Below are 22774 nucleotides of genomic sequence, written 5' to 3'. Positions count from 1 at the left end.
CCATGCCCTTCGTTTCCTACGCGCAGAACCTGGAAGACGTCCGACTCTGGCGGGCCCTGAAACTCTTCCCCAGGGGGTTCTACATCGACGTCGGCGCCAACCACCCGCGGATCGACTCGGTCACCCTGGCGTTCTACGAGCGCGGCTGGCGCGGCATCAACATCGAACCGCTGCCCCACCTGCACCGCGAGCTGGAGCGGGAACGGCCGGAAGACCTCAACCTGAACCTCGCCATTGGCGAGCGCGAAGGCCGCGCCACGCTCTACGAGATGGCCGCCTCGGGTCTCTCCACCCTGGACCCCGAGCTAGCCCGCCAGCGCCAGGCCGAGGGCTGCACGGCTACCCCGCGCGAAGTGAAGGTCAGCACCCTGGACGCGATCTGCGCGGCCCATGTCGAAGGGCCGATCCACTTCCTCAAGATCGACGTCGAAGGGCTGGAAGGCGCGGTGCTCCGCGGCCTCGACCTGAACCGCTGGCGCCCGTGGCTGATCCTCGCGGAAACTCCATTCGACCACGACCCCGAGTGGAAAGCGCCGCTGCTCGCCGCGGGCTACCGTTTCGTCCACTTCGACGGCCTCAACGGCTATTACCTGGCGGAGGAACAGGCCCGCCTGGAAGGCGCCTTCGCGCTACCGCCGAACCTGCTGGACGACTTCCAGCTCTGCCATGGCCATGCCATGAGCCATCCGGTCGCTCCGCTGGAGCAGGCCCTGGAACAGGCGCTGCAACGCGCAGAAGATGCGGAGCGGGCTTTGCGGGACTGGCGCGCGCTTCCCTGGTACCGTCGCCTGTTCGGTTGAGCGGAGCCGACGGCTCCGCCGAAGGGTCAGACCGCGACCGGTGCCTTGATGTGCGGATGGGCCTCGTAGCCGACCAGCTCGAAGTCCTCGAAGCGAAAGTCGAACAGATCCTTCACCTCGGGATTCAGCTTCATGCTCGGCAACGGCAGCGGCTCGCGGGTCAGCTGCAGGTCGGCCTGCTCCAGGTGGTTGGCGTACAGGTGGCAATCGCCGCCGGTCCAGATGAACTCGCCCGGCTGCAGGCCGGCGACCTGCGCCACCATCAGGGTCAGCAGGGCATAGCTGGCGATATTGAAGGGTACGCCGAGGAAGATGTCCGCCGAACGTTGGTAGAGCTGGCAGCTGAGCTTGCCGTCGGCGACGTAGAACTGGAACAGCGCGTGGCAGGGCGGCAGGGCCATCTCGTCGATCAGCGCCGGGTTCCAGGCGGAGACGATCAGCCGGCGCGAGTCCGGATTCTTCTTCAGCATCGCCATCAGGTTGGCGATCTGGTCGATGTGGCGGCCGTCCGGCGCCGGCCAGGAGCGCCACTGGTAGCCATACACCGGGCCGAGGTCGCCGTTCTCGTCGGCCCATTCGTCCCAGATCGAGACGCCGTGCTCCTTGAGGTAGGCGATATTGGTGGAGCCCTTGAGGAACCACAGCAGCTCGTGGACGATCGACTTGAGGTGGCACTTCTTGGTGGTCACCAGGGGGAAGCCCGCGGCCAGGTCGAAGCGCATCTGGTGGCCGAACACGCTATAGGTGCCGGTGCCGGTGCGGTCGCTCTTGAAGGTGCCGTGCTCGCGCACGTGGCGCATCAGGTCGAGGTACTGTTTCATCGGAGGCTCGGATCGATATCGGTGCGGCGCCGACGTGGCGGCTCCCACCGAGGGATGACAGAAGGATGGCCAAGTCTACGGCGACGGAGCCTGCATCGCCAGTTCGGCGCGACCGGCGCAAGCCATGCACGCCCTGGAGCGGAAAGCCGGCTGCCCGGAGCGGATGACGCCTGCGACGTTATCCGCTCCGGGCACGAAAAGCGGCTCAGGCCGCCTTCGGCTGCGCCGCGTCGCGGCGGTAGGCCCAGACCATCAGGGCAATGCCGGCCAGCACCATCGGTACGCAGAGCACCTGGCCCATGGTCAGCCAACCCCAGGCGAGGTAGCCGAGCTGGGCATCCGGCACGCGGACGAATTCGACGACGAAGCGGAAGATCCCGTAGCACAGCACGAACAGGCCGGAGACCGAGGCGGTCGGCCGTGGCTTGCGGGTGAACAGCCAGAGGATGACGAACAGCGCCACGCCTTCCAGGGCGAACTGGTACAGCTGCGAGGGATGCCGCGGCAGCGGGCCGCCGTTGGGGAAGACCATGGCCCAGGGCACATCGCTGACCTTGCCCCACAGTTCCGAGTTGATGAAGTTGCCGATGCGCCCGGCGCCCAGGCCGATGGGCACCAGCGGGGCGATGAAGTCCATCAGCTGGAAGAAGCTCTTGCCATGGCGCTTGCCGAACCACCAGACCGCCAGCATCACGCCGAGCAGGCCGCCATGGAAGGACATGCCGCCTTTCCAGACCTCGAAGATCAGCGTCGGGTTGGCGATGTACTCGTCCAGGTTGTAGAACAGCACGTAGCCCAGGCGGCCACCGAGGATCACGCCGCAGGCGACCCAGAAGACCAGGTCGGAAAGGCGCTCCTTGGTCCAGGTCGGGTCGAAGCGCTTCATCCGGCGCGACGCCAGCAGCCAGGCGCCGCCGATCCCGATCAGGTACATCAGCCCGTACCAGTGGATCTTCAGCGGGCCGATGGCCAGCGCAACCGGATCGATCTGGGGATACGTCAGCATCGATAACTCCTACGACAGAAAAGCGAGATCGGGGGTCAGGAAACTTATGCCCACGCTGAACAGCAGCAGGGCGAACAGTCGCTTGAGTACGCGCGGCGACAAACGATGCGCCAGGCGCGCGCCGAAGCGGGCGAACAGCATACTGGTGGCGGCGATGCCGACCAACGCCGGCAGATAGACGTAGCCCAGGCTCCACTCCGGCAACTGCGGGTTGTGCCAGCCGACCGCGATGAACGACAGAGCGCCGGAAATGGCGATAGGAAGGCCGCAGGCCGAGGAAGTCGCCACCGCCTGCTGCATCGGCACGCTGCGCCAACTGAGGAAAGGCACGGTCAGCGAACCGCCGCCGATGCCGAAGATCGCCGAGGCCCAGCCGATCACCGCGCCGGCCAGGGTCAGGCCGCCCTTGCCGGGCACCTCGCGGCTACCCTTGGGCTTGAGGTCGAGAACCATCTGCAAAGCGACCAGGATGGCGAACACCCCGATTATCTTCTGCAACAGCGGCCCCTTGATCTGCGCCGCGGTCAGCGCGCCGAGGGCACTGCCGATGAGGATGCCGAGGGTCATCCAGGCGAACACCGGCCAGCGCACCGCGCCGCGCCGATGGTGTTCGAGAATGGAATTGATCGAAGTGAAGACGATGGTCGCCAGGGAGGTGCCGACCGCCATCTGGGTCAGGACGTCGCCGCCGAAACCGTGCGCGGTGAAGCTGAAGACCAGCGCCGGGACGATGATCAGGCCGCCGCCGACGCCGAACAGTCCGGCCAGCACGCCGGCACAGGCGCCCAGCACGATATAGAGGAGAAACTCCATGCACGCCCCCGTTGGAAAGCCGGCATGGTAACGGAATTGCGCGCCGTGCGGCAGGCGTCGTGCTTGAACGGCGATGGCGGATGCCTTTAGCCTGACGGCCAGCCCATCCCAAGGATCGCGCATGTGCCTGATCGTCTTCGCCTGGCAACCGGGGCACGCCCTGCCGCTGCTGGTCGCCGCCAACCGTGACGAATTCTATGCCCGCCCGAGCCTGCCGCTGGCGGCCTGGGAGGACGCCGAGGGGGTATTCGCCGGACGCGACCTGGAGGCCGGCGGCACCTGGCTGGGGCTCGGCCCGGCCGGCCGTTTCGCCGCCCTGACCAACGTCCGCGATCCGTCGCAGGCTCTCGGCAAGCGCTCCCGTGGCGAACTGGTGGCGGACTTCCTGCGCGGCGGCGGCAACCCGGCCGACTACCTGGCGCAGGTCGCCGGGCGCGCCGCGGACTATTCCGGCTTCAACCTGCTCATTGGCGATCGCCATCAGCTCTGGCACTACAACCCCCGCGTAGGGCCACCGCGCCTGCTGCCGGCGGGGATCTACGGGCTGTCCAACGCGGCCCTCGATACGCCCTGGCCGAAGCTGCTCAAGGCTCGCGCCGCCCTCGCCGAGCGGCTTGCCGAGCCGCATCCGCAGGCCCTGCTGGAGCTGCTGGCCGACGCAGCGCCGGCCGCCGACGGCCAGTTGCCGGATACCGGCGTGGGTCTGGCCACGGAACGCCTGCTCTCCAGCGTGTTCATCGCCAGCCCGAGCTACGGCACTCGCGCCAGCAGCGTCGTACGGGTACACGCCGACGGCACGCGGGAGATGATCGAGCGCAGCTTCGGGCCGTCCGGCGCCCGGCTCGGCGAGGTCAGCCTGGTGCTGCCGCCAGGCTGACCTTCAGCAACAGGCCACGCAATCGCGACGCTGCTTGGCCCGATAGAGGGCGTCGTCCACCCGGCACAGCAGCAGGTCGAGGGTCTCGCCATCATTCAGCACGCCGACGCCAAAGCTGGCGGTCAACCGCTCGCCCATCTCGAAGGACTGCGAGCGAACCCGCTGGCGCAGGCGTTCGGCCAAGGCCGCCGCGGCCTCCAGGCCGGTTTCCGGGAGCAGCAGGATGAACTCCTCGCCACCCCAGCGCGCCAGCACGTCGACCTCGCGCAGCTCGCTGGCAACCAGGCGGCCGAAGGCGACCAGCACGCGATCACCGGTGGAGTGGCCGAACAGGTCGTTGATCCGCTTGAAGTGATCGACATCGATCATCACCAGTGCCGTGGCGCGTCCATGGCGCTGCCGGCGCATCCATTCATGGTGCAGGCACTGCTCGAACTTGCGTCGGTTGTACAGCTCGGTGAGCGGATCGATTTCGCTCAGGCGCTGGGCCTCGGCCATCTTCGAGGCCAGCGCCTGGTTGACCCGGTGCAGCGCCTCGGTGCGCTCGGCCACCAGTTCCTCGAGACGCAGGTTCCAGTCGAACAGTTCCTCGTTGCGCTGCTGCAACTCCAGCTCGACCAGCTTGCGCTGATGGATCTCGTGGTGCGCACCGATCATCCGCCGCGGCTCGCCGCGCTCGTCGAACTCGACGAAACGCCCGCGATCGCTGATCCACAGGTAATCCCCGCTGTAGGTGCGGCAGCGGTATTCCTCGCAGTATTCCGGGCTTTCGCCGTCGAGATAGGCCTGGAAGCTGGCCATCACCCGCGGATAGTCCTCGGGATGGATGATGCTCTTCCAGGTCTCCACGCTCTCCGGCAGGCTATGCGGCGGATAGCCGAGCATCAGGTACCAGCCGGCGCTGCGGCTGACCTGGTTGGTCGCGATGTTCCAGTCCCAGATCCCGTCGCTGACGATCTCCAGGGCATATCGCAGGGTTTTCTCAAGGTCTTCGCGTGACAGCGGAAGAAGACCTGGCGGCTTCGACGCCCGTTCGTCCATTTTGCGGCAATCCCTCGCACGTTCGACTGGCCAGTGGCCTCTACCGAATGGCAGGCAGTCTATACGCTTGCGGGGAAAGCGTAAGCGCCGCACGACGAAGCGTCCGGCGCGCGGGAAATCAGGGCTGGACGGTAGCCGCCGGGTTGATCACGCGACCCAGGCCGAGGTTGCGCAACGCCAGGTGCAGCGAGCTGTGGATGACCTGCGGGTTGTCGAAGGTGAGCAACTGGCCGAGCAGGTCCCGGGCCTTGTCCAGGGTGATCTGGCGCAGCAGCCACTTCACCTTGGGCAGGTTGGTGGCGTTCATCGACAGGCTGTCGAAGCCCATCGCCATCAGCAGCACGGCAGCCGCGGGATCGCCGGCCATCTCGCCGCAGATGCTCACCGGCTTGCCTTCCAGGTGGGCATCGTCGACCACCTTCTTCAACGCATGCAGCACAGCCGGATGCAGGTAGTCGTAGAGGTCGGCGACCCGCGGATTGTTGCGGTCGACCGCCAGCAGGTACTGGGTCAGGTCGTTCGAACCGACCGAAAGGAAGTCGACCTGGCGGGCCAGCTCGCGGGTCTGGTACACGGCGGCGGGAATCTCGACCATCATGCCGATGGGCGGCATGGCGATGTCCACGCCCTCGTCGCGCACCTCGCCCCAGGCGCGGTGGATCAGGTGCAGGGCCTCTTCCAGCTCGTGGGTGCCGGAGATCATCGGCAGCAGGATGCGCAGGTTGTCCAGTCCTTCGCTGGCCTTGAGCATGGCGCGGGTCTGGACCAGGAAGATCTCCGGGTGGTCGAGGGTGACGCGGATGCCGCGCCAGCCGAGGAACGGGTTGTCTTCCTTGATCGGGAAGTAGGACAGCGCCTTGTCGCCGCCGATATCCAGGGTGCGCATGGTCACCGGCAGCGGGTGGAAGGCACTGAGCTGCTCGCGGTAGATCGCCAACTGTTCCTTCTCGCTGGGGAAGCGGTCGTTGATCATGAACGGCACTTCGGTGCGGTACAGGCCCACGCCCTCGGCGCCACGCTCCTGGGCGCGGGCGACATCGGCGAGCAGGCCGGTGTTGACCCAGAGCGGCATGCGGTGGCCGTCGAGGGTCTCGCAGGGCAGCTCGCGCAGGGCCGCCAGGCCCTTGCTCAGCTCGCGCTCCTCGGCGACCACGTCGCTGTACTGGCGCACCAGCTCGGCGGAGGGGTTGGTGTAGACCTCGCCGTGGTAGCCATCGACGATCAGGTCGATGCCGTCGACCTTGGAGTACGGCAGGTCGACCGCCCCCATCACCGTGGGGATGCCCATGGCACGGGCGAGGATCGCCACGTGCGAGTTGCCCGAGCCGAGCACCGAGACCAGGCCGACCAGGCGCCCTTCCGGCACCTCGCCGAGCATCGCCGGCGACAGCTCCTCGCTGACGATGATGGTCTGTTCCGGGTAGGTCAGGTTCTGCTTGCGTTCTTCCTGGAGGTAAGCGAGCAGGCGGCGACCGATGTCCTTGACGTCGGAGGCGCGCTCGCGGAGATAGGCGTCGTCCATCAGCTCGAAGCGCTGCACGTGCTCCATCACCACCTGGCGCAGGGCGCCCTGGGCCCACTGGCCGGTACGGATGATGCGCTTGACCTCGTTGCCGATGGAGGCATCGTCGAGCATCATCAGGTAGACGTCGAACAGCGCGCGTTCTTCCTTGCGCAACTGGCTGGCGAGCTTGCTCGACAGCGCGCGCATGTCGGCGCGAACGCCCTCCAGGGCCTGCTTGAACAGGGCGATCTCGGCGTCGATGTCGTCGACCTGCTTGTCCGGCACCACTTCCAGGTCGGCCGGCGGCAACACCACCACCGCCTTGCCCACCCCGACCCCGGGGGCGCCGGGCACGCCGACGAACTTGGCTTCCTGGATGCCCTTGCCGAGCTTGCCCAGGCCGCGGATCGAACCGGTCGCCTCGGCATGCGCGATGACCCCGGCGAGCTGGGCGCTCATGGTGACGAGGAAGGCTTCCTCGCCTTCGTCGAACTGGCGGCGCTCCTTCTGCTGCACCACCAGCACCCCCATCACCCGCCGATGGTGGATGATCGGCGCGCCGAGGAACGACGCGTAGCGCTCCTCGCCGGTCTCGGCGAAATAGCGGTAGCGCGGGTGGGCGGCGGCGTTCTCCAGGTTGAGCGGCTCCTCACGGGTGCCGACCAGGCCGACCAGGCCTTCGCTGGGAGCCATGCTGACCTTGCCGATGGAACGCTTGTTGAGGCCTTCGGTGGCCATCAGGACGAAACGCTGGGTCTCGGTGTCGAGCAGGTACACCGAGCAGACCTGGGTCCCCATGGCTTCCTTGACCCGCTGCACGATGATGCCCAGCGCCGCCTTCAGATCCTTGGCGGAGTTCACTTCCTGGACGATCTTGCGCAGCGTGTTGAGCATGCTCGGGGCCTTGTCTCCGTGTTCAGTCCCGCGCCAGAAGGCGCGGGGCCAGTTCCTTCAGGGCGCGGCGGTAGACCTCGCGCTTGAAGGTCACCACCTGTCCCAGGGGGTACCAGTAACTCACCCAGCGCCAGCCGTCGAACTCGGGCTTGCTGGTGATATCCATGCGCACGCGCGCCTCGTCGGACATCAGCCGCAGCAGGAACCATTTCTGCTTCTGGCCGATGCACAGCGGCTGGCTGTGGGTCCGCACCAGGCGCTGCGGCAAACGGTAGCGCAGCCAGCCGCGGGTGCAGGCCAGGATGCGCACGTCCCCGGCCTCCAGCCCGACTTCTTCGTTCAACTCGCGATACAGCGCCTCTTCCGGCGTTTCGCGATCATTGATGCCTCCCTGCGGGAACTGCCAGGCTTCCTGATTGATACGCCGCGCCCACAGCACCTGCCCCGCCTCGTTGGCGAGAATGATGCCGACATTCGGGCGAAAACCATCGGAATCGATCACGCTGGGACATCCTCGAAATCGCATGTGCCCGCATTGTTCCATAAAGCTTGTGATAGCGGCAACGCGCGGCTTTGCGACTCGTGCGGGGAGGATACAGGGCCGGCAAAAGCCGGTAGGCTAGGGGCTTTCCCAAGGCCCGGTGGGAGCCTTCGCAAAAGGCTCTCACGGCCCTTCCGCCACCCGCCAACCGATGGAGTCACCCCGTGCGTCTGGCCCTTTTCGATCTCGACAACACCCTGCTCGCCGGCGACAGCGACCATAGCTGGGGCGAATGGCTGTGCCAGCGCGGCCTGGTCGACGCCGCCGAATACCAGGCGCGCAACGACGCCTTCTATGCCGACTACGTCGCCGGTAAGCTCGACGTCCTTGCCTACCAGGCCTTCACCCAGGCGATCCTCGGTCGCACCGAGATGGCCCAGCTGGAAACCTGGCACCGCCAGTTCATGCAGGAAGTGATCGAGCCGATCGTGCTGGCCAAGGGCGAGGCGCTGCTCGCCGAGCACCGCGCCGCCGGCGACCGGCTGGTGATCATCACCGCCACCAACCGCTTCGTCACCGGCCCGATCGCCGAACGGCTCGGGGTGGAGACCCTGATCGCCACCGAGTGCGAGATGCGCGACGGCCGCTACACCGGGCAGACCTTCGACGTGCCCTGCTTCCAGGGCGGCAAGGTGGTGCGCCTGCAACGCTGGCTCGACGAGAACGGCCTGGACCTGGAAGGCGCCAGCTTCTATAGCGACTCGCTGAACGACCTGCCGCTGCTGGAAAAGGTCAGCCGGCCGGTGGCCGTCGACCCCGATCCGCGCCTGCGCGCCGAGGCGGAAAAACGCGGCTGGCCGATCATTTCCCTGCGTTGACCCACTGACAAGCGCGCCGTCCGACGGGCGGCGCCACGGCGGCCCCAGGATGCCCCACACAGCCCCCGCTCCCGGCTCGCTGCGGCCGGTCGTGATCGTCGCCCTGGTCACCGCGCTATGCCTGGCCGGCGATTCGATGCTTTATATCGCCTTGCCGATCTACTGGCACGAGGTCGGCCTGGAGGCGCTCTGGCAGGTCGGCGTGCTGCTGTCGATCAACCGCCTGATCCGCCTGCCCTTCAATCCGCTGATCGGCCGCCTGTACAAGCACCTGGCACTGAAGACCGGCCTGCTCCTGGCGGTCGTCATCGGCGTGCTGAGCACCGCCGGCTACGGCCTGGCCAGCGGTTTCCTGGCCTGGGTGCTGCTGCGCGGACTGTGGGGGATCGGCTGGTCGTTCTTCCGCATCGGCGGGCTCTCGGCGGTGGTCTACTGCGCCGCCGACCACCAGCGCGGCCGCGCCATGGGCCTGTACAATGGCCTCTACCGCCTGGGCAGCCTGGTCGGCATGCTGCTCGGCGGGCTGCTGGTGCCGGTCCTCGGCCTGCCGGCGCTGGCGCTGTCCTTCGCGTTCCTGGCACTGCTCGGCCTGCCGCTGCTGGCGAAGGGTTTCGACCTGCCGGAGAATCCCGCCGGACATGCGCGGACCTCCGCCGCAACGGCAGCCACCAGCGTCGCCAGGCGCCCGCCGCCGCGCGGCCTGGTGATCCTCAGCGGCTTCGCCACCGCGCTCCTGATCCAGGGCGTACTCGCCGCCACCCTGAGCGCGCTGATCGCCCGCAGCTTCGGCACCGAGGTCAGCCTGCTCGGCCTGGCGCTCAGCGCCGCCGGCCTCTCCGGGATCATCCAGGCCCTGCGCTGGTCCTGGGAGCCCTGGCTGGCCGGGCGCTTCGGTGCCTGGTCGGATGGCCCGCGCGGGCGTCGGCGCTTCTACGTGGCTGCGCTACTGGTCGGCGCAATGGGCTTCGGCCTGCTTTCCAGCAGGCTGCCCATTCTCGCCTGGCTGGCCATCGCCCTGCTGGTGATGCTGGTCGCCACCGCCCTCACCACCCTGACCGACGCCCTCGCCGCCGACGTCGCCCGCGCCGGCGACGTGGTCGGCTTCATGACCCGCTATTCCATCGTCCAGGACCTCGGCGCCGCGCTGGGCCCGGCCCTGGCCTTCCTCCTGCTGGAGCGGCCCGGCGGCTTCGCCTGGTTGTACTGGGGCGGCTCCCTGGCGTTCCTGGTCCTGGCGTTGCTCTGGTTGCGCCGAGGGGACTCTCAGACCGGCTTGTTGACCATCAGGTAGAAGATGACCATGAAGGCGATGAAGGCCGGCCAGCCGAGGATGAACCAGGCGTTCATGTAGCGGTACGCCAGCGGTTCGATGGGCCGCGCCTCGCGCAAGGCCGCCTCGGCCATGTCGCGTACGCGGATCTGCAACCACACCACCGGTAGCCAGCAGAGCCCGGCGAACACGTAGAGGCCCAGGCTCCACAGCAACCAGCCCTGGGCCAGCGACCAGCCGGCGACATGCACCATGGCCAGGCCGCTGAGCGGCTGGAACACCGCTGTGGTGGCGATGAACAGCCAGTCGGCGGCGACCAGGTGGCGGAAGGTCACCGCGATCACCGGCAACTGCCCGCTGCGCCAGGCGCGCAGGGCGTAGTAGGCCGACCCCAGGCCGGTGCCGAAGAGAATGGTCGAGGAAAGGATATGCAGGGTTTTCAGCAGCAGGTAAAGGTTCATCCACGGGCCTCCCTGGCTCGAGGTTCGTCGCCCAGCAGCCAGAGCGTGGCCACCATCAGCACGATGTTCTTGCCGACCGCCATGTAGGGGTCGTACCAGTAGTGCGGCAGGATCAGGCTGATCGCCAGGCTGTAGCCAAGCATCAGCCAGAACTGCGCCAGCAGCGCGCGCCGGCGCCAGCGGCGGAGCAGCAGGCCGACGCCGAGCGCACCGTCGAGCAGGGCCCCGGCGATCACCGCCAGGCTCGCCGGCCAGCCGTGGATGCCGGCCTCGCCGAGGATCCGCAGGCCCCAACCGTAACCCGGCCCCAGGCAGGCGACCAGGGTACCCAGCCAGATCAGCACCAGGGCCGCCAGCATCAGCGGCCGCATCAGCGCCGCCAGGCTGCGTGCCGCCTGCGGCCAGCCGAGCAGGCGACTGGCCAGCGGCGCGCAACGATAGCCGCAGGCCGCATCGAGGAGTGCCGGGTCGGCCAGGTTGTCGTGGCGCACCAGCTTCAGCATCGATGGACTCAGTGTCCGCCAGCCAGCACGCCGGCCAAGCCCGCCCAACGCATCGAGAAGCGCCGCGGGCGGCACCGCATAGCGGCCGCGCGGCCAACCCTGGGCGCGGCGCAGCTCGTCCAGCAGCTCGCCCTGGGTCAGCGCCTGCGGACCCACCAGCGGAATCACCTGCGCCCGCTCCGGCCAGCGGCGCAGCAAGGCCAGCACCGCGCCGACCAGGTCCTCGACATGCAGCGGTTGCAGGCGCGCGCGATTGTCCAGCAAGGGAATCAGCGGTAGCGGCGACAGGCGTTCCAGCCAGGCGCTGCTGGCGCCGCCCGGCCCCAGCAGCAGGGACGGGCGCAGCACCAGCGCCGGGATGCCCAGTTCCAGCAGGTGGCGGTCGGCCGCCGCCTTGCTGGCGAGGAAGGCCACGTCCGGGTGCGCACCGGCGCCCAGCGCGGAAATCTGCAGGACCTTCGCCCCATGGGCTGCAGCGAGGTCGAAGAGTGTTCGCGCGCCGCTGTCCTGGACGCGAGCCATGCTCGCCTCGTCGAGGCTCATGGTGCCGGCGGCATTGATCAGCAGGTCGACCCCGGCGGGCCAGGCGAAGCTGTCCGGCCTTTCCGCAAGCCGCTCCAGGTCGAGCGCCAGCCAGCGTACGCCGGCAGGCGCATCGACCGGCGGGCGGCGCGCGGTGAGGAGCAGTTCGTGTCCGGCGGCGAGCAGCGCCGGGAGCAGGTGCCGCCCGACGAAACCTCCCGCGCCTACCAGCAGAATACGCATGCGTTCCTACAGAACCGGCGAAGGCCGGTGAAGTCCATTTCGTTGGCGTTTCAGAGCGGCTTGCTGACCATCAGTACCGCCACCGCGATGAAGCTGGCCGCACCGAGCAGGGCCATGACCAGGCCCACCTTGATCTCGCGCAGGGTCTGCTCGCCCAGCGCGGCCCCCGCCGTCTCGGCGGCGCCGGCCTGGTGCTGGACCCGCGCCAGGCGGCCGGCGAGGACCAGCCAGAAGATGCAGCCGAGCAGATAGAGGCAGGCGCCGAACAGCAGCCAGCTCTGGCCCAACGGCCAGCCGGCCAGGTGCACCAGCCACCAGCCGCTGACCGGCAGGGCCAGCAGGCTGAGCCCCAGCAGCGGCCAGCCGATCAGGCGGACCCGCTTGAAACCGCGCGCGACCCGCGCCGCGTCGCCCGTCCGCCAGCTGCGCCAGGCGTAGAACGCCAGGCCGAGCAGGCCGCCGAAGAGCAGCACGGTGGCGACTCCGTGGAGAATCTTGATCTGGAGAAAATGTTCCATCAGCGCATCCTTGTCCGTGTTCCCGGCCCGTTTGAGGCGCCGGGGGCGGGCTCAGTTCCCGAGGAAGGAGATCACCTGCCCGTGAAGCTTAGCAGCCCGTGTCGGCGAGCCGCCGCGGGTCAGCCGAGGAACAGCTGGTAGGCCGGGTTGGCGGTCTCGTCCCAGTACGGATAGCCGATCGCCTCCAGGGTCTGCGGGATCAGGTGGCGCTCGTCTTCCGGCACCTGCAACCCGGCCACCACCCGGCCGTCGGCCGCGCCATGGTTGCGGTAGTGGAACATCGAGATGTTCCAGCGCCCGCCGAGCTTGGTGAGGAAGTTGAACAGCGCGCCGGGCCGCTCGGGGAATTCGAAGCGGAACACCATCTCGTCGCTGACTTTCACTGCATGGCCGCCAACCATGTGGCGGATGTGCAGCTTGGCCAGTTCGTTGTCGGTCAGGTCGAGGACCGGGAAGCCCTTCTCGCGCAGATAGGCCACCAGCGCCTCGCGCGGGTCGTTCTCCGGGTGGGTCTGCACGCCGACGAAGATGTGCGCCTCGCTGCCGCTGTGGTAGCGATAGTTGAACTCGGTGATCTGGCGCTTGCCGACCGCCTCGCAGAAGGCCTTGAAGCTGCCCGGCCGCTCGGGAATGGTCACCGCGATGATCGCTTCGCGGCGCTCGCCCAGTTCGGCGCGTTCGGCGACATGCCGCAGGCGATCGAAGTTGACGTTGGCGCCGGAGTCGATCGCCACCAGGGTCTGCCCCTCGGCGCGCTCGCGCTCGACGTACTTCTTGATCCCGGCCACCGCCAGCGCGCCGGCCGGCTCGGTGATCGAGCGGGTGTCGTCGTAGATGTCCTTGATCGCCGCACAGATCTCGTCGGTGCTGACGGTGATCACTTCGTCGACGTGGTCCTTGCAGATGTCGAAGGTGTGCTGGCCGATCTGCGCCACCGCCACGCCGTCGGCGAACAGCCCGACCTGGCCCAGCACCACCCGCTCGCCGGCGGCCATGGCCGCCTGCAGGCAGTTCGACTCGTCCGGCTCGACGCCGATCACCTTGATCTCCGGACGCAGGTACTTGACGTAGGCGGCGATGCCGGCGACCAGTCCGCCACCGCCCACCGGGACGAAGATCGCATCGAGGCGGCCGGGCTGCTGGCGGAGAATCTCCATGGCCACGGTGCCCTGACCGGCGATGGTGTCCGGATCGTCGTAGGGATGGACGAAGGTGTAGCCCTTCTCGTCGACCAGCTTCAGCGCGTGGGCCAGAGCCTCGGGGAAGGCGTCGCCGTGCAGCACCGCCTTGGCGCCGTGGGCGCGCACCGCCTGGACCTTGATCTCGGGGGTGGTCTTGGGCATCACGATGACCGCCCTGATCCCCTGCCGCTTGGCCGCCAGGGCCAGGCCCTGGGCGTGATTGCCGGCCGAGGCGGCGATCACCCCGCGGGCCTTCTCCTCCTCGGTGAGCTGCGCGACCTTGTTGTAGGCGCCGCGGATCTTGAAGGAAAACACCGGCTGCAGGTCCTCGCGCTTGAGCAGGACCTGGTTGCCGAGGCGTTCGGACAACTGGCGGGCGGGTTGCAGGGGCGTTTCCACCGCGACGTCGTAGACGCGCGAGGTGAGGATCTTCTTGACGTATTGTTCGAGCATCGGAGGCGGTTCGGCGGACTTCACGGAAGCCCGGAGTCTACTCCAGGCCCGCCGGGCGGACTACCGGCGCGCCGCAGGAAAACACCGCGACTGCCGGTCATCCGGGGCAAGACCGGAGGACGCCAGGCCGCTATAATTCGTCCCTTCGTATCGCAGCGGCACAGGACGTGCCGGAAACCCGCCGGGCCGCCCCGGCCGCGCGCACCCTCCGCCTGCGCCGCCGGGACGGCCGGCCAGGCAACCAGACAGGCACCCGGGATGAACCAGGATCAGCTCAAGCAGGCAGTGGCACAGGCCGCCGTCGACCACATTCTTCCGCACCTCGACAGCAAGAGCATCGTCGGCGTCGGCACAGGCTCCACCGCCAACTTCTTCATCGATGCCCTGGCCCGCCACAAGGCCGAGTTCGACGGCGCAGTAGCCAGTTCGGAGGCCACCGCCAAGCGCCTGAAGGAGCATGGCATCCCGGTCTACGAGCTGAACACGGTCAGCGAGCTGGAGTTCTACGTCGACGGCGCCGACGAAAGCAACGAGCGCCTGGAGCTGATCAAGGGCGGCGGTGCCGCGCTGACCCGCGAGAAGATCGTCGCCGCGGTGGCCAAGACCTTCATCTGCATCGCCGATGCCAGCAAGCTGGTGCCCATCCTCGGCCAGTTCCCGCTGCCGGTGGAGGTCATCCCGATGGCTCGCAGCCACGTCGCCCGCCAACTGGTGAAGCTCGGCGGCGATCCGGTCTACCGCGAAGGCGTGCTGACCGACAACGGCAATATCATCCTCGACGTGCACAACCTGCGCATCGACAGCCCGGTGGAACTGGAAGAGAAGATCAACGCCATCGTCGGCGTGGTCACCAACGGCTTGTTCGCCGCCCGCCCGGCCGACCTGCTGCTGCTCGGCACCGCCGAAGGCGTCAAGACCCTCAAGGCCTGAGCCCGCTCGCCCCAGGCCGATGACCGGAGCGGGGCGACACTGCAACAAAAGCGGCTACGCTGTGTCTCAGCAGACGGCTGGTCCGTTGCGATCCGCCTCACCCTGTGAACAAGGAGCTAGACATGGCAGCCAAATTCCATCTGAAGAAAGCGAAAGACGGCCAGTTCCACTTCAACCTGCATGCCGCCAACGGCGAGATCATTCTCACCAGCGAACTGTACAAGGCCAAGGACTCGGCGCTCGGCGGCATCGAGTCGGTGCGCAAGAACTCCCAGCGCGACGGTGCCTTCGAGGTCAAGCCGGCCAGCAACGGCAAGTTCCACTTCGTACTCAAGGCCACCAATGGCCAGGTCGTCGGCCAGAGCCAGCTCTATGCCAGCCAGGCCAACGCCGAAGCCGGCGTGCAGTCGGTGAAGCGCGCAGCGCCGGAAGCCGGTCTCAGCGACGAAAGCTGACCCAGCCCTGGCCGCCGTCGACGCCGGCGGCGGCTGCGGGCCTCAGGACAGCCATTCGATGGCGAACGGCTTGTGCCGGATGCGCAAGCGCCGCGCCTCCTGGCGCGCCTGCGGCGGCCGACGCTCCAGCGCCTCGACGCAGGCCTGCGGATCGTCCAGCGGCAATTCGCCGAGCACGTCCAGCGGCAACTCCCACCAGCGACTCGCCAGCAGTCGCTCGATCAGCTCCGGCGCGAAGCGATAGCGGAGCACCCGCGCCGGCGAGCCCGCCACCACCGCGTAGGGCGGCACGTCGCGATTGACCAGCGATTGCGCGCCGATCACCGCGCCGGTGCCGATCTCCACCCCATCGAGGATCAGCGCGTCGCGCCCGATCCATACATCGTGGCCGATCCGCGCCGGGGTCGCTTCGCGCTCGGGCTGCAACGGCTTGCGCAACAGCTTCGGATTGGCGGTGAAGGCGTGGGTGCTCAGCCAGTGCATTGGATGCGAGCGGCGCGGCTGACCGATCACCACCCCGGTGGCGATCGAGCAGAAGCGGCCGATGCTGGCCACCTCCAAGAACTCGCAGCCGCTGACCACGTCGGTATAGGCGCCGACCTCCAGTGCCGGCGAATGGATCTTCGCCTTGCCCAGCTTCACGTTCGGCTCCAGCGTCACCTGCGTGCCGTCGCGCAGCGTCTCGACCCCGCTGGCCATGCGGCAACCGTGACGTGCCAGGGCCTTCTTCAGGCGACGGTTGAGCAGGGCTTCGCGGAAAATGTTCATGCGACGGGTATCCAGGAGATCGGCAGGGCGAGCACTGTAAATCGACCGCTCGCGGTTACCAAGCCCCGAAACGGGAAGTCACGCCCCAGTACCGGCCATCGCCGGTAACACTACGTCCAGCACGAAGCTTCCCGCCCATCGCCAGGAGCGACGCTTCTTACAACCTGGCGACACCGCAGGTCGACCAGGCGTCACTTCGTGCCACCGGGACATGAAACGGTCCGCATCCTGCTTTCCGCGGCGCGAGCATCATTCGATGCACCATCGTACCGACACAGAGGAAAGTGCCGTGTTCAAACCATTAGCTGTCGCTGTAGGCCTGGGATGTGCCGCGCTGTCGTTGGGCGCCAACGCCTACCAATACGGGGAATACGCCGGGGAGACCCTGGAGCGCCTGATCACCGACTACCCGGGCCGCTATCGCGGCACCGCCAGCTTCGCCGGCGCCAGCGAACTGATGCAGTCGCGCCTGGGCTTCGGCTACCAGACCAGTCGCCAGGACTTCACCTGGGCCGGCAACCGCAGTTCGCAGAACGTCATCGCCTCGGCGCCCGGTAGCAGCGGGAAGTTCCTGGTACTCGGCGCGCACTACGACACCTACTACGGTCGCCCGACCCTGCAGGGCCTGGACGATAACGCCTCGGGCGCGGCGGTGCTCACCGAGATCGCCCGCAACCTCGGCGGCATCGCCCTGGAGAACGGCCTCGAGGTGGTCGGTTTCGGCGCCGAGGAGGAAGGCCTGCGCGGTTCGCGTGCCTACGTCGAGTCCCTCGACGCCAGCCAGCGCGCCAACCTGCTGGGAATGATCAACCTCGACAGCCTGGTCACCGGCGACAAGATGTACGCCCATGCCGGCTCCAACAGCGTGTCCAGCCCGGCCCTCGGCGCCTACCGCGAACAGATCCTGCGCATCGCCCGCGAGCTGGACATCCCGTTGTTCACCAACCCCGGCCTGAACGCCGAATACCCGGCGGGTACCGGCTGCTGCAGCGACGGCGAAAGCTTCAACGGGATGGACATCCCGGTGTTGTTCATCGAGGCGACCAACTGGGAACTGGGCGACCTGGACGGCTACGAGCAGACCGACAACCCGGCGATTCCCGGCGGCTCAACCTGGCACGACCCGGCCGAGGACAACAAGGAAGTACTGACCAACGCCCTCGGCCAGGAGCGCATCGAGCAACGCATGCGCAACTTTTCCCGCCTGCTGACGCGCCTGGTGCTGGAGCTGACCAACGCCGACCTGCTGGCCTCCACCGCCTCCGGCGGCGCCCTGGCGCGGCAGATGGAAGACCAGTTGCAGCGCCAGCATCAGGCACTGACCCGCCTGCACGACCGCCGCTGGCTGACCCTGCTCGGCAGCAACCGGCCGGTAGGCAGCTTCGACGGCGAGGTGGGCGCGGAGGGCGAGGTCTCGCCGGACAGCGGTTTCGACATGCCTGGCAATCCGGAGTCCAGGCGCGCCGGCGTGCATCTGCTCGGCGACTACCGCTACAGCGAGGCCCTGACCCTCGGCGGCAGCCTGGCCTTCCAGCGCAGCCGCGACAAGCTGGACCATGGTGGGCGCATCGAGGGCGACACCTGGCAGCTCGGCCTGTTCGGCCTGTACAACGACGGCGGTCCGAAATGGCTGGCCGGCGAGCTGAACCTCGGGCATACCCGCTACGACAGCAAGCGTTCGGTCTACCTCCAGGCCGCCGGCGGGCCGGTGCTGCTCGACCAGCGTCTGTCGGGCGACACCTCGGCCTGGTCCTGGGGCGCCCGGCTGGAAGGCGGCTATGACTTCAGCTTCGGCGAACTGCGGAGCGGGCCGCTGGCCGGCCTCGACTACATGCACTACCGCATCGACGACTTCCGCGAGGACGAGGCCCTGCGTACCGCACTCGGCTACGAGAAGCAGGACTACGACTCGCTGGAGGCGAGTCTCGGCTGGCGCCTGCGCGGCGAGCTGGCGCTGGGCGCGAGAATGCGCCTGCAACCCTACGCCAGCCTGCGCTGGGTCCGCGAGCTGGCGGACGGACGCCTGGACGACATGGACCTGACCAGCCGCGGCGACGGGCGTGTCCGGGTCGCCGACATGGGCGGCGTGGACAAGGATTTCGGCCGCGCCCAGCTTGGCGCGCAACTGGCGATCACCGAGCAGCTCGGGGTCTTCGCCGAAGCCAACAGCCGCTTCGCCCACAGCGAAGGCAACCAGGCGGGCTATTCGCTCGGGGTGAACTGGCAGTTCTGAGCGGGCCAGGGGACGCTCCTGCCGTCCCCGTAGGCCGCGTCAGGGCTGCGCCGGCTCGTCCTTGCTGAACACGTAGAACAGGTTCGGCTCGCTGACCAGGTAGAGCACGCCACGGTCGTCCATCGCCACGCCCTCGGCCTGCGGCACGCTGCGCTTCAGGCCGTGCATGCCGCGCAGCAGCGACAGGGTGCTGACCGGCTCGCCGTCGGTGTCCAGCTCGACTACCAGACGCGACTCGTCGGACAACGCCAGCAGGTGCCCGGTGCCCTCGTCGAACTGCAGGCTGGACAGGTCGCGGACGAACAGGCGCTTGTCGCGCCCGGGGTCGTCCACCACGTGCACGGCGAACGGTTTGTCCGCCTGGGTGTGGGGGAAACCGTGGATCTCGTAGATGCGCACCGGGTCACGCTCCTTGGCGACGAACAGGCGCTTGCCCTCGGCGTCGTAAGCTAGCCCTTCGAAACCCTTGTTGCCGTTGAGGCCGATACCCAGCGAAAGCTGCTGGGCATCGGCAGCGTCGATGAAGCGCGTGTCGTCCTCCAGGCGCACCTTGACCAGGCGTTGCTGGCGCTCGTCGGTGATCACGTAGACGCCGCGGCTGATGTACTCGATGGCCTCGGCGTCGCCGAAGCCGGTCAGCGGGATGGTCCGCAGTACCTTGCCCTGCAAGGACAGCTCGATGATCTGCGCCGGCTGGTTGGTCACGGTGAACAGGGTGCGCCGGTCGGGATCGAAGGTCAGCGCGGAAACGTCGTCGTTCAACCCCTCGATGGGCTGCGCCTCGATCCGCACGCGGTAGTCCGGCAGCCATATCGAGCGCTCTTTCCAGGCATCGGCGTGACGCCACTCCTGGACGGCGAACCAGGCCCGGTCGAAGACCCGGAAGCTCTGGCCGAGAAGGACCAGCGCGGACAGCGCGACCAGCAGGACGGCCAGCAGCAGACGGCGAGGCGTGAAAGCTCGGGACATGGAAAACGGCTCGGGAGTTTGGGCGTGGATAGTCATAGCATAGAGCCTGTACGCTGTATGGAAACGGGCTGCGCCCGACCTTTCCTACGCAAGCTACGGCTCCAGGCTGAAGCCAAGCTTAAAGTCAGCCAGCCGCCCGGGCGACTCGGACAGGTCCGAGTTTCCTGTCCGAAAGAGACGACAAGAGAGCATCCGCAGTCTTCTTCCAGCGCCACCAGATTGGCCTGTTCGATCCCTTATTGGCCGCATCTATCGTTCTGCGCCCGCGGCGCCCCGGTCATTATCGAACCGCAGCAGGTGAAGCGGGCCCCAGAAACCGCAAAACCTCAACAATAACAACTGCTTGACTGCATGGAATTCAGCATGACCAGCGCGATAGCCATCGAGCGGATCTGCATGGAATTCGGTACCCCCGGCCAAGGCCTGAAGGCCCTTGACGATGTGTCCCTGGATATCCACGCCAACGAATTCTTCACCCTCCTCGGCCCTTCCGGCTGCGGCAAGACCACCCTCCTCCGCCTCATCGCCGGCTTCGAACAGCCCAGTTCCGGCAGCATCCGCCTCTATGGCGAACACATGGAAGGCCTGCCGCCGTTCCGCCGCCCGGTCAACACGGTGTTCCAGAGTTATGCGCTGTTCCCGCACATGAGCGTCGCCGACAACATCGGCTTCGGCCTGGAGATGCAGGGCCGCCCGCGCAGCGAGATCGACGCCACCGTGAGCCGCATGCTCGACCTGGTGAAGCTGCCGGAGGTCGGCAAGCGCCGCGCCGACCAGTTGTCCGGTGGCCAGCAGCAACGCATCGCCCTGGCCCGCGCGCTGGCCAGCCGGCCCAAGGTGCTGCTGCTCGACGAGTCGCTGTCGGCGCTGGACCTGAAGCTGCGCAAGGAAATGCAGATCGAGCTGAAGCGCCTGCAGCACGAGACCGGGATCACCTTCATCTTCGTCACCCACGACCAGGAGGAAGCGCTGACCATGTCCGACCGCATCGCGGTGATGAGCAAGGGCAAGGTGTTGCAGGTCGGCACGCCCAGCGACATCTACGAGGCGCCGCTGAACCGGGCGGTCGCCGACTTCATCGGCGAAACCAACTTCCTCGAGGGCCAGGCCGACGCCGACGGCGTGCGCCTGGCGGACGGCCAGCGGCTGGCCGCGACGACCCCGGGCAGCGGCGCTGTGACCTTGGCGATCCGCCCGGAGCGCACCGAACTGGCCGCCGACGGCCAGTTGGAAGGCGTGCTGGAAAACATCGTCTATGTCGGCACCGATACCGTCTACCACCTGAACGTGGCCGGACAGCCGGGCTTCCGCGTGCGCCAGCAGAACCGCGACGGCGCACGCTGCCCGCACAGTCCGGGGGCGAAGGTGCGGGTGCGGATTCCCGCCGCCGCCATCCGGGTGCTCGCCGAATGAGCACCGCCGGCCGACCTACCGCGCAACAGTCGGCCGAACGCCGGCAGTTGCGTCGGCGCCTGCTGCTGAGCAGCCCGGCGATGCTGATGCTGGTGCTGTTCCTGGTGATCCCGCTGGGCATCATGTTCGCCGTGTCGATCCAGCAATCCGGCGACTACGGCGGAGTGAAATGGGGCCAGCACAGCCTGGAGGCCTACCTCAATTTCCTCTGGGAACGCGACCTGGACGACAGCCTGGTGTTCAACGCCGACTACCTGGGCATCTTCCAGCGCTCGTTCTGGCTGTCGCTGCTGACCACCCTCGGCTGCCTGGCGCTCGGCTTCCCCACCGCGCTGTACCTGGCGTTGCAACCGGAACGCCGGCGCAACCTGCTGCTGTTCCTGGTCACCGTGCCGTTCTGGACCAACCTGCTGGTGCGGGTCTACGCCTGGATCCTGCTGCTGCGCAACGGCGGGCTGGTGGACGCCGGCCTGCAAGGCATCGGCCTGACCGACACCGGGCTGGGGCTGCTCTATACCGACAACGCGGTGATCATCGGCCTCCTTTATACCTACCTGCCGTTCATGGTGCTGCCGATCTACAGCAGCCTGGAAAAGATGGACTGGCGCCTGGTGGAGGCGGCATTCGACCTCGGCGCCAACCGCTGGAAAGCGCTGCGCCGGGTGATCGTGCCGCTGGCGATGCCGGGGATAGTCGCCGGCTGCATCCTGGTATTCATCCCGGCCCTGGGCAGCTACATCATTCCGGAATTGCTCGGCGGCGGTAAGGCGCTGATGATCGGCAACCTGATCCAGCTGCAATTCGGTACCGCGCACAACTGGCCGTTCGGCGCCGCCCTTTCGTTCGCCCTGCTGGCCTTCGTCCTGCTGGCGATGCTGATCTACAACCTGCGCTTCCGGGCCAACGCCGGCGGAGGCCAGCCATGAACGGCCGCAATCCACTCTGGACCTTCAGCGGCGTGCGCCAGGCCGCCTGGCTGTTCTTCGCCTTCCTCTACATCCCGATCCTGGTGCTGGTAGTGCTCAGCTTCAACAGCGGCCAGTCGGCGACGCTCTGGGAGAGCTTCAGCCTGAAATGGTATGCGGTGGTGGCCAACGATCCGGAAATCCTCCGCGCGGCGAAGAACTCGCTGCTCGTCGCCACCCTCGCCACCCTGGCCTCGACCGTCCTGGCCACCCTCGCCGCGCTGGGCATGCGCGGTCGCGCCTTCCGCGGGCAGACCCTGATGAACGGCGTTCTCGGCCTGCCGCTGCTGGTGCCGGAGATCGTCACCGCGGTGGCGACCCTGATGTTCTTCTCCTTCATCGGCCTGAAGCTGTCGTTGTTCACCATCCTCATCGCCCACATCGTGTTCTGCATCCCCTTCGCCTACCTGCCGATCCGCGCCCGCCTGGAGGGCCTGGACCCGCGCCTGGCGGAGGCCGCCGCCGACCTCTACGCCTCGCCGTGGAAGGCCTTCTGGAAAATCACCCTGCCGCTGCTGATGCCCGGCGTGCTGTCCGGGGCGATGCTCGCGTTCATCATCTCGATGGACGATTTCGTCATCACCTATTTCGTCGCCGGCGCCGGCGCAACCACCCTGCCGGTGTACATCTTCAGTTCCATCCGCATGGGCATATCCCCGAAGATCAATGCGATTTCCTCGATCATCCTCATGATTTCCATCGCCTTCGTCGCCCTGTCGTACTACCTCGGCCAACGCCGCCGCTGAGAACCTGCCTCCACGAAGAAAAAACAGAA

General features: G+C 67.5%; 22 protein-coding genes. 10 read left to right on the top strand and 12 right to left on the bottom strand.

Annotated features, from left to right (window positions below; genetic code table 11):
- Positions 1-2: 2 nt before the first annotated feature.
- Positions 3-800 (top strand): FkbM family methyltransferase, encoded by a 798-nt coding sequence (locus ACYAF3_RS13190; RefSeq protein ID WP_003112965.1) that lies wholly within the window; start codon positions 3-5, stop codon positions 798-800.
- 26 nt (positions 801-826) lie between these two features.
- Here ACYAF3_RS13190 and ACYAF3_RS13185 read toward each other — a convergent pair whose 3' ends face one another.
- The 3 genes from ACYAF3_RS13185 to ACYAF3_RS13175 all read right to left on the bottom strand — a co-directional run bounded on the left by ACYAF3_RS13185 (position 827) and on the right by ACYAF3_RS13175 (position 3440).
- Positions 827-1621, bottom strand: a complete 795-nt coding sequence (locus tag ACYAF3_RS13185) for a thymidylate synthase (protein ID WP_003110588.1) — start codon at positions 1619-1621, stop codon at positions 827-829.
- A gap of 205 nt (positions 1622-1826) precedes the next feature.
- On the bottom strand, positions 1827-2627 hold the full coding sequence (lgt, locus tag ACYAF3_RS13180) for a prolipoprotein diacylglyceryl transferase (RefSeq protein WP_003112963.1): 801 nt from the start codon (positions 2625-2627) through the stop codon (positions 1827-1829).
- Positions 2628-2636: 9 nt separating this feature from the next.
- Positions 2637-3440, bottom strand: coding sequence for a sulfite exporter TauE/SafE family protein (locus ACYAF3_RS13175; protein ID WP_003110587.1), 804 nt, complete (start codon positions 3438-3440; stop codon positions 2637-2639).
- A gap of 121 nt (positions 3441-3561) precedes the next feature.
- Here ACYAF3_RS13175 and ACYAF3_RS13170 point away from each other — a divergent pair, with 121 nt between their 5' ends.
- Positions 3562-4317, top strand: a complete 756-nt coding sequence (locus ACYAF3_RS13170) for an NRDE family protein (RefSeq protein WP_003112962.1) — start codon at positions 3562-3564, stop codon at positions 4315-4317.
- 3 nt (positions 4318-4320) lie between these two features.
- On the opposite strand, the gene ACYAF3_RS13165 is transcribed toward ACYAF3_RS13170, so the two are convergent.
- From ACYAF3_RS13165 to ACYAF3_RS13155, 3 genes are all read right to left on the bottom strand, one after another.
- Positions 4321-5358 carry a sensor domain-containing diguanylate cyclase gene (locus ACYAF3_RS13165; protein WP_003112961.1) on the bottom strand — a complete coding sequence of 346 codons (1038 nt, stop codon included), beginning with the start codon at positions 5356-5358 and terminating at the stop codon, positions 4321-4323.
- Between the two features lie 118 nt (positions 5359-5476).
- A complete protein-coding gene (gene ptsP / locus ACYAF3_RS13160) occupies positions 5477-7756 on the bottom strand; it encodes a phosphoenolpyruvate--protein phosphotransferase (RefSeq protein WP_003084404.1) in 2280 nt (759 codons plus the stop codon).
- Between the two features lie 22 nt (positions 7757-7778).
- Positions 7779-8258: an RNA pyrophosphohydrolase gene (locus ACYAF3_RS13155; RefSeq protein ID WP_003084400.1), complete on the bottom strand. Its 480-nt coding sequence runs from the start codon at positions 8256-8258 to the stop codon at positions 7779-7781.
- A 203-nt stretch (positions 8259-8461) separates the two neighbouring features.
- Here ACYAF3_RS13155 and ACYAF3_RS13150 point away from each other — a divergent pair, with 203 nt between their 5' ends.
- Together ACYAF3_RS13150 and ACYAF3_RS13145 are read left to right on the top strand one after the other, a co-directional pair.
- A complete protein-coding gene (locus tag ACYAF3_RS13150; RefSeq protein WP_003110585.1) occupies positions 8462-9115 on the top strand; it encodes a histidinol-phosphatase in 654 nt (217 codons plus the stop codon).
- Between the two features lie 49 nt (positions 9116-9164).
- Positions 9165-10406 carry an MFS transporter gene (locus ACYAF3_RS13145; protein ID WP_003158450.1) on the top strand — a complete coding sequence of 414 codons (1242 nt, stop codon included), beginning with the start codon at positions 9165-9167 and terminating at the stop codon, positions 10404-10406.
- On the opposite strand, the gene ACYAF3_RS13140 is transcribed toward ACYAF3_RS13145, so the two are convergent.
- The 4 genes from ACYAF3_RS13140 to ilvA form a co-directional block, all read right to left on the bottom strand.
- On the bottom strand, positions 10379-10846 hold the full coding sequence (locus tag ACYAF3_RS13140) for a DUF2269 family protein (protein ID WP_003158448.1): 468 nt from the start codon (positions 10844-10846) through the stop codon (positions 10379-10381). The two genes, ACYAF3_RS13145 and ACYAF3_RS13140, sit on opposite strands and share 28 nt — an antisense overlap.
- The gene (locus ACYAF3_RS13135) at positions 10843-12114 is read right to left on the bottom strand and encodes an SDR family oxidoreductase (RefSeq protein ID WP_003158447.1); all 1272 of its coding nucleotides are present in this window, start codon (positions 12112-12114) and stop codon (positions 10843-10845) included. Before ACYAF3_RS13135 ends, ACYAF3_RS13140 begins: the two co-directional genes overlap by 4 nt.
- 50 nt (positions 12115-12164) lie before the next feature.
- A complete protein-coding gene (locus ACYAF3_RS13130) occupies positions 12165-12632 on the bottom strand; it encodes a DUF2269 domain-containing protein (RefSeq protein ID WP_003112958.1) in 468 nt (155 codons plus the stop codon).
- Positions 12633-12751: 119 nt separating this feature from the next.
- Complete coding sequence (gene ilvA / locus ACYAF3_RS13125) at positions 12752-14266, bottom strand: threonine ammonia-lyase, biosynthetic (RefSeq protein ID WP_003110582.1); 1515 nt, start codon at positions 14264-14266, stop codon at positions 12752-12754.
- A gap of 258 nt (positions 14267-14524) precedes the next feature.
- Between ilvA and rpiA the strand changes: the two genes are divergently transcribed.
- Both rpiA and ACYAF3_RS13115 read left to right on the top strand, forming a co-directional pair.
- A complete protein-coding gene (gene rpiA / locus ACYAF3_RS13120; RefSeq protein ID WP_003158446.1) occupies positions 14525-15196 on the top strand; it encodes a ribose-5-phosphate isomerase RpiA in 672 nt (223 codons plus the stop codon).
- A 122-nt stretch (positions 15197-15318) separates the two neighbouring features.
- Positions 15319-15651 carry a YegP family protein gene (locus tag ACYAF3_RS13115; protein WP_003117874.1) on the top strand — a complete coding sequence of 111 codons (333 nt, stop codon included), beginning with the start codon at positions 15319-15321 and terminating at the stop codon, positions 15649-15651.
- Between the two features lie 42 nt (positions 15652-15693).
- Here the strand turns inward: ACYAF3_RS13115 and ACYAF3_RS13110 are convergent, their stop codons facing one another.
- A complete protein-coding gene (locus ACYAF3_RS13110) occupies positions 15694-16419 on the bottom strand; it encodes a CatB-related O-acetyltransferase (RefSeq protein ID WP_003084381.1) in 726 nt (241 codons plus the stop codon).
- Between the two features lie 289 nt (positions 16420-16708).
- Between ACYAF3_RS13110 and ACYAF3_RS13105 the strand changes: the two genes are divergently transcribed.
- A complete protein-coding gene (locus ACYAF3_RS13105) occupies positions 16709-18652 on the top strand; it encodes an autotransporter outer membrane beta-barrel domain-containing protein (protein ID WP_031653087.1) in 1944 nt (647 codons plus the stop codon).
- Positions 18653-18691: 39 nt separating this feature from the next.
- Here the strand turns inward: ACYAF3_RS13105 and ACYAF3_RS13100 are convergent, their stop codons facing one another.
- Positions 18692-19657: an SdiA-regulated domain-containing protein gene (locus ACYAF3_RS13100; protein ID WP_003118774.1), complete on the bottom strand. Its 966-nt coding sequence runs from the start codon at positions 19655-19657 to the stop codon at positions 18692-18694.
- Positions 19658-19984: 327 nt separating this feature from the next.
- Between ACYAF3_RS13100 and ACYAF3_RS13095 the strand changes: the two genes are divergently transcribed.
- From ACYAF3_RS13095 to ACYAF3_RS13085, 3 genes are read left to right on the top strand one after another with little or no spacing between them, the layout of a single operon-like run.
- Positions 19985-21034 carry an ABC transporter ATP-binding protein gene (locus ACYAF3_RS13095; protein WP_003112954.1) on the top strand — a complete coding sequence of 350 codons (1050 nt, stop codon included), beginning with the start codon at positions 19985-19987 and terminating at the stop codon, positions 21032-21034.
- The gene (locus ACYAF3_RS13090) at positions 21031-21960 is read left to right on the top strand and encodes an ABC transporter permease (protein ID WP_003112953.1); all 930 of its coding nucleotides are present in this window, start codon (positions 21031-21033) and stop codon (positions 21958-21960) included. The genes ACYAF3_RS13095 and ACYAF3_RS13090 overlap by 4 nt, the downstream gene beginning before the upstream one ends.
- The gene (locus ACYAF3_RS13085; RefSeq protein ID WP_003112952.1) at positions 21957-22745 is read left to right on the top strand and encodes an ABC transporter permease; all 789 of its coding nucleotides are present in this window, start codon (positions 21957-21959) and stop codon (positions 22743-22745) included. Before ACYAF3_RS13090 ends, ACYAF3_RS13085 begins: the two co-directional genes overlap by 4 nt.
- Positions 22746-22774: the final 29 nt, after the last annotated feature.

The sequence above is a fragment of the Pseudomonas sp. TZ252 genome (assembly GCF_056110345.1).
Note: the sequence above shows the minus strand (reverse complement) of the source record. Positions and strands in the feature narration are given on the sequence as shown.

Excerpts from the sequence above, each read along its gene's own strand:
- ACYAF3_RS13190 (WP_003112965.1), top strand. The coding sequence starts at position 3 with ATGCCCTTCGTTTCCTACGCGCAGAACCTGGAAGACGTCCGACTCTGG.
- ACYAF3_RS13185 (WP_003110588.1), bottom strand. The coding sequence starts at position 1,621 with ATGAAACAGTACCTCGACCTGATGCGCCACGTGCGCGAGCACGGCACC.
- lgt (WP_003112963.1), bottom strand. The coding sequence starts at position 2,627 with ATGCTGACGTATCCCCAGATCGATCCGGTTGCGCTGGCCATCGGCCCG.
- ACYAF3_RS13175 (WP_003110587.1), bottom strand. The coding sequence starts at position 3,440 with ATGGAGTTTCTCCTCTATATCGTGCTGGGCGCCTGTGCCGGCGTGCTG.
- ACYAF3_RS13170 (WP_003112962.1), top strand. The coding sequence starts at position 3,562 with ATGTGCCTGATCGTCTTCGCCTGGCAACCGGGGCACGCCCTGCCGCTG.
- ACYAF3_RS13165 (WP_003112961.1), bottom strand. The coding sequence starts at position 5,358 with ATGGACGAACGGGCGTCGAAGCCGCCAGGTCTTCTTCCGCTGTCACGC.
- ptsP (WP_003084404.1), bottom strand. The coding sequence starts at position 7,756 with ATGCTCAACACGCTGCGCAAGATCGTCCAGGAAGTGAACTCCGCCAAG.
- ACYAF3_RS13145 (WP_003158450.1), top strand. The coding sequence starts at position 9,165 with ATGCCCCACACAGCCCCCGCTCCCGGCTCGCTGCGGCCGGTCGTGATC.
- ACYAF3_RS13140 (WP_003158448.1), bottom strand. The coding sequence starts at position 10,846 with ATGAACCTTTACCTGCTGCTGAAAACCCTGCATATCCTTTCCTCGACC.
- ACYAF3_RS13135 (WP_003158447.1), bottom strand. The coding sequence starts at position 12,114 with ATGCGTATTCTGCTGGTAGGCGCGGGAGGTTTCGTCGGGCGGCACCTG.
- ACYAF3_RS13130 (WP_003112958.1), bottom strand. The coding sequence starts at position 12,632 with ATGGAACATTTTCTCCAGATCAAGATTCTCCACGGAGTCGCCACCGTG.
- ilvA (WP_003110582.1), bottom strand. The coding sequence starts at position 14,266 with ATGCTCGAACAATACGTCAAGAAGATCCTCACCTCGCGCGTCTACGAC.
- rpiA (WP_003158446.1), top strand. The coding sequence starts at position 14,525 with ATGAACCAGGATCAGCTCAAGCAGGCAGTGGCACAGGCCGCCGTCGAC.
- ACYAF3_RS13115 (WP_003117874.1), top strand. The coding sequence starts at position 15,319 with ATGGCAGCCAAATTCCATCTGAAGAAAGCGAAAGACGGCCAGTTCCAC.
- ACYAF3_RS13110 (WP_003084381.1), bottom strand. The coding sequence starts at position 16,419 with ATGAACATTTTCCGCGAAGCCCTGCTCAACCGTCGCCTGAAGAAGGCC.
- ACYAF3_RS13100 (WP_003118774.1), bottom strand. The coding sequence starts at position 19,657 with ATGACTATCCACGCCCAAACTCCCGAGCCGTTTTCCATGTCCCGAGCT.
- ACYAF3_RS13095 (WP_003112954.1), top strand. The coding sequence starts at position 19,985 with ATGACCAGCGCGATAGCCATCGAGCGGATCTGCATGGAATTCGGTACC.
- ACYAF3_RS13090 (WP_003112953.1), top strand. The coding sequence starts at position 21,031 with ATGAGCACCGCCGGCCGACCTACCGCGCAACAGTCGGCCGAACGCCGG.
- ACYAF3_RS13085 (WP_003112952.1), top strand. The coding sequence starts at position 21,957 with ATGAACGGCCGCAATCCACTCTGGACCTTCAGCGGCGTGCGCCAGGCC.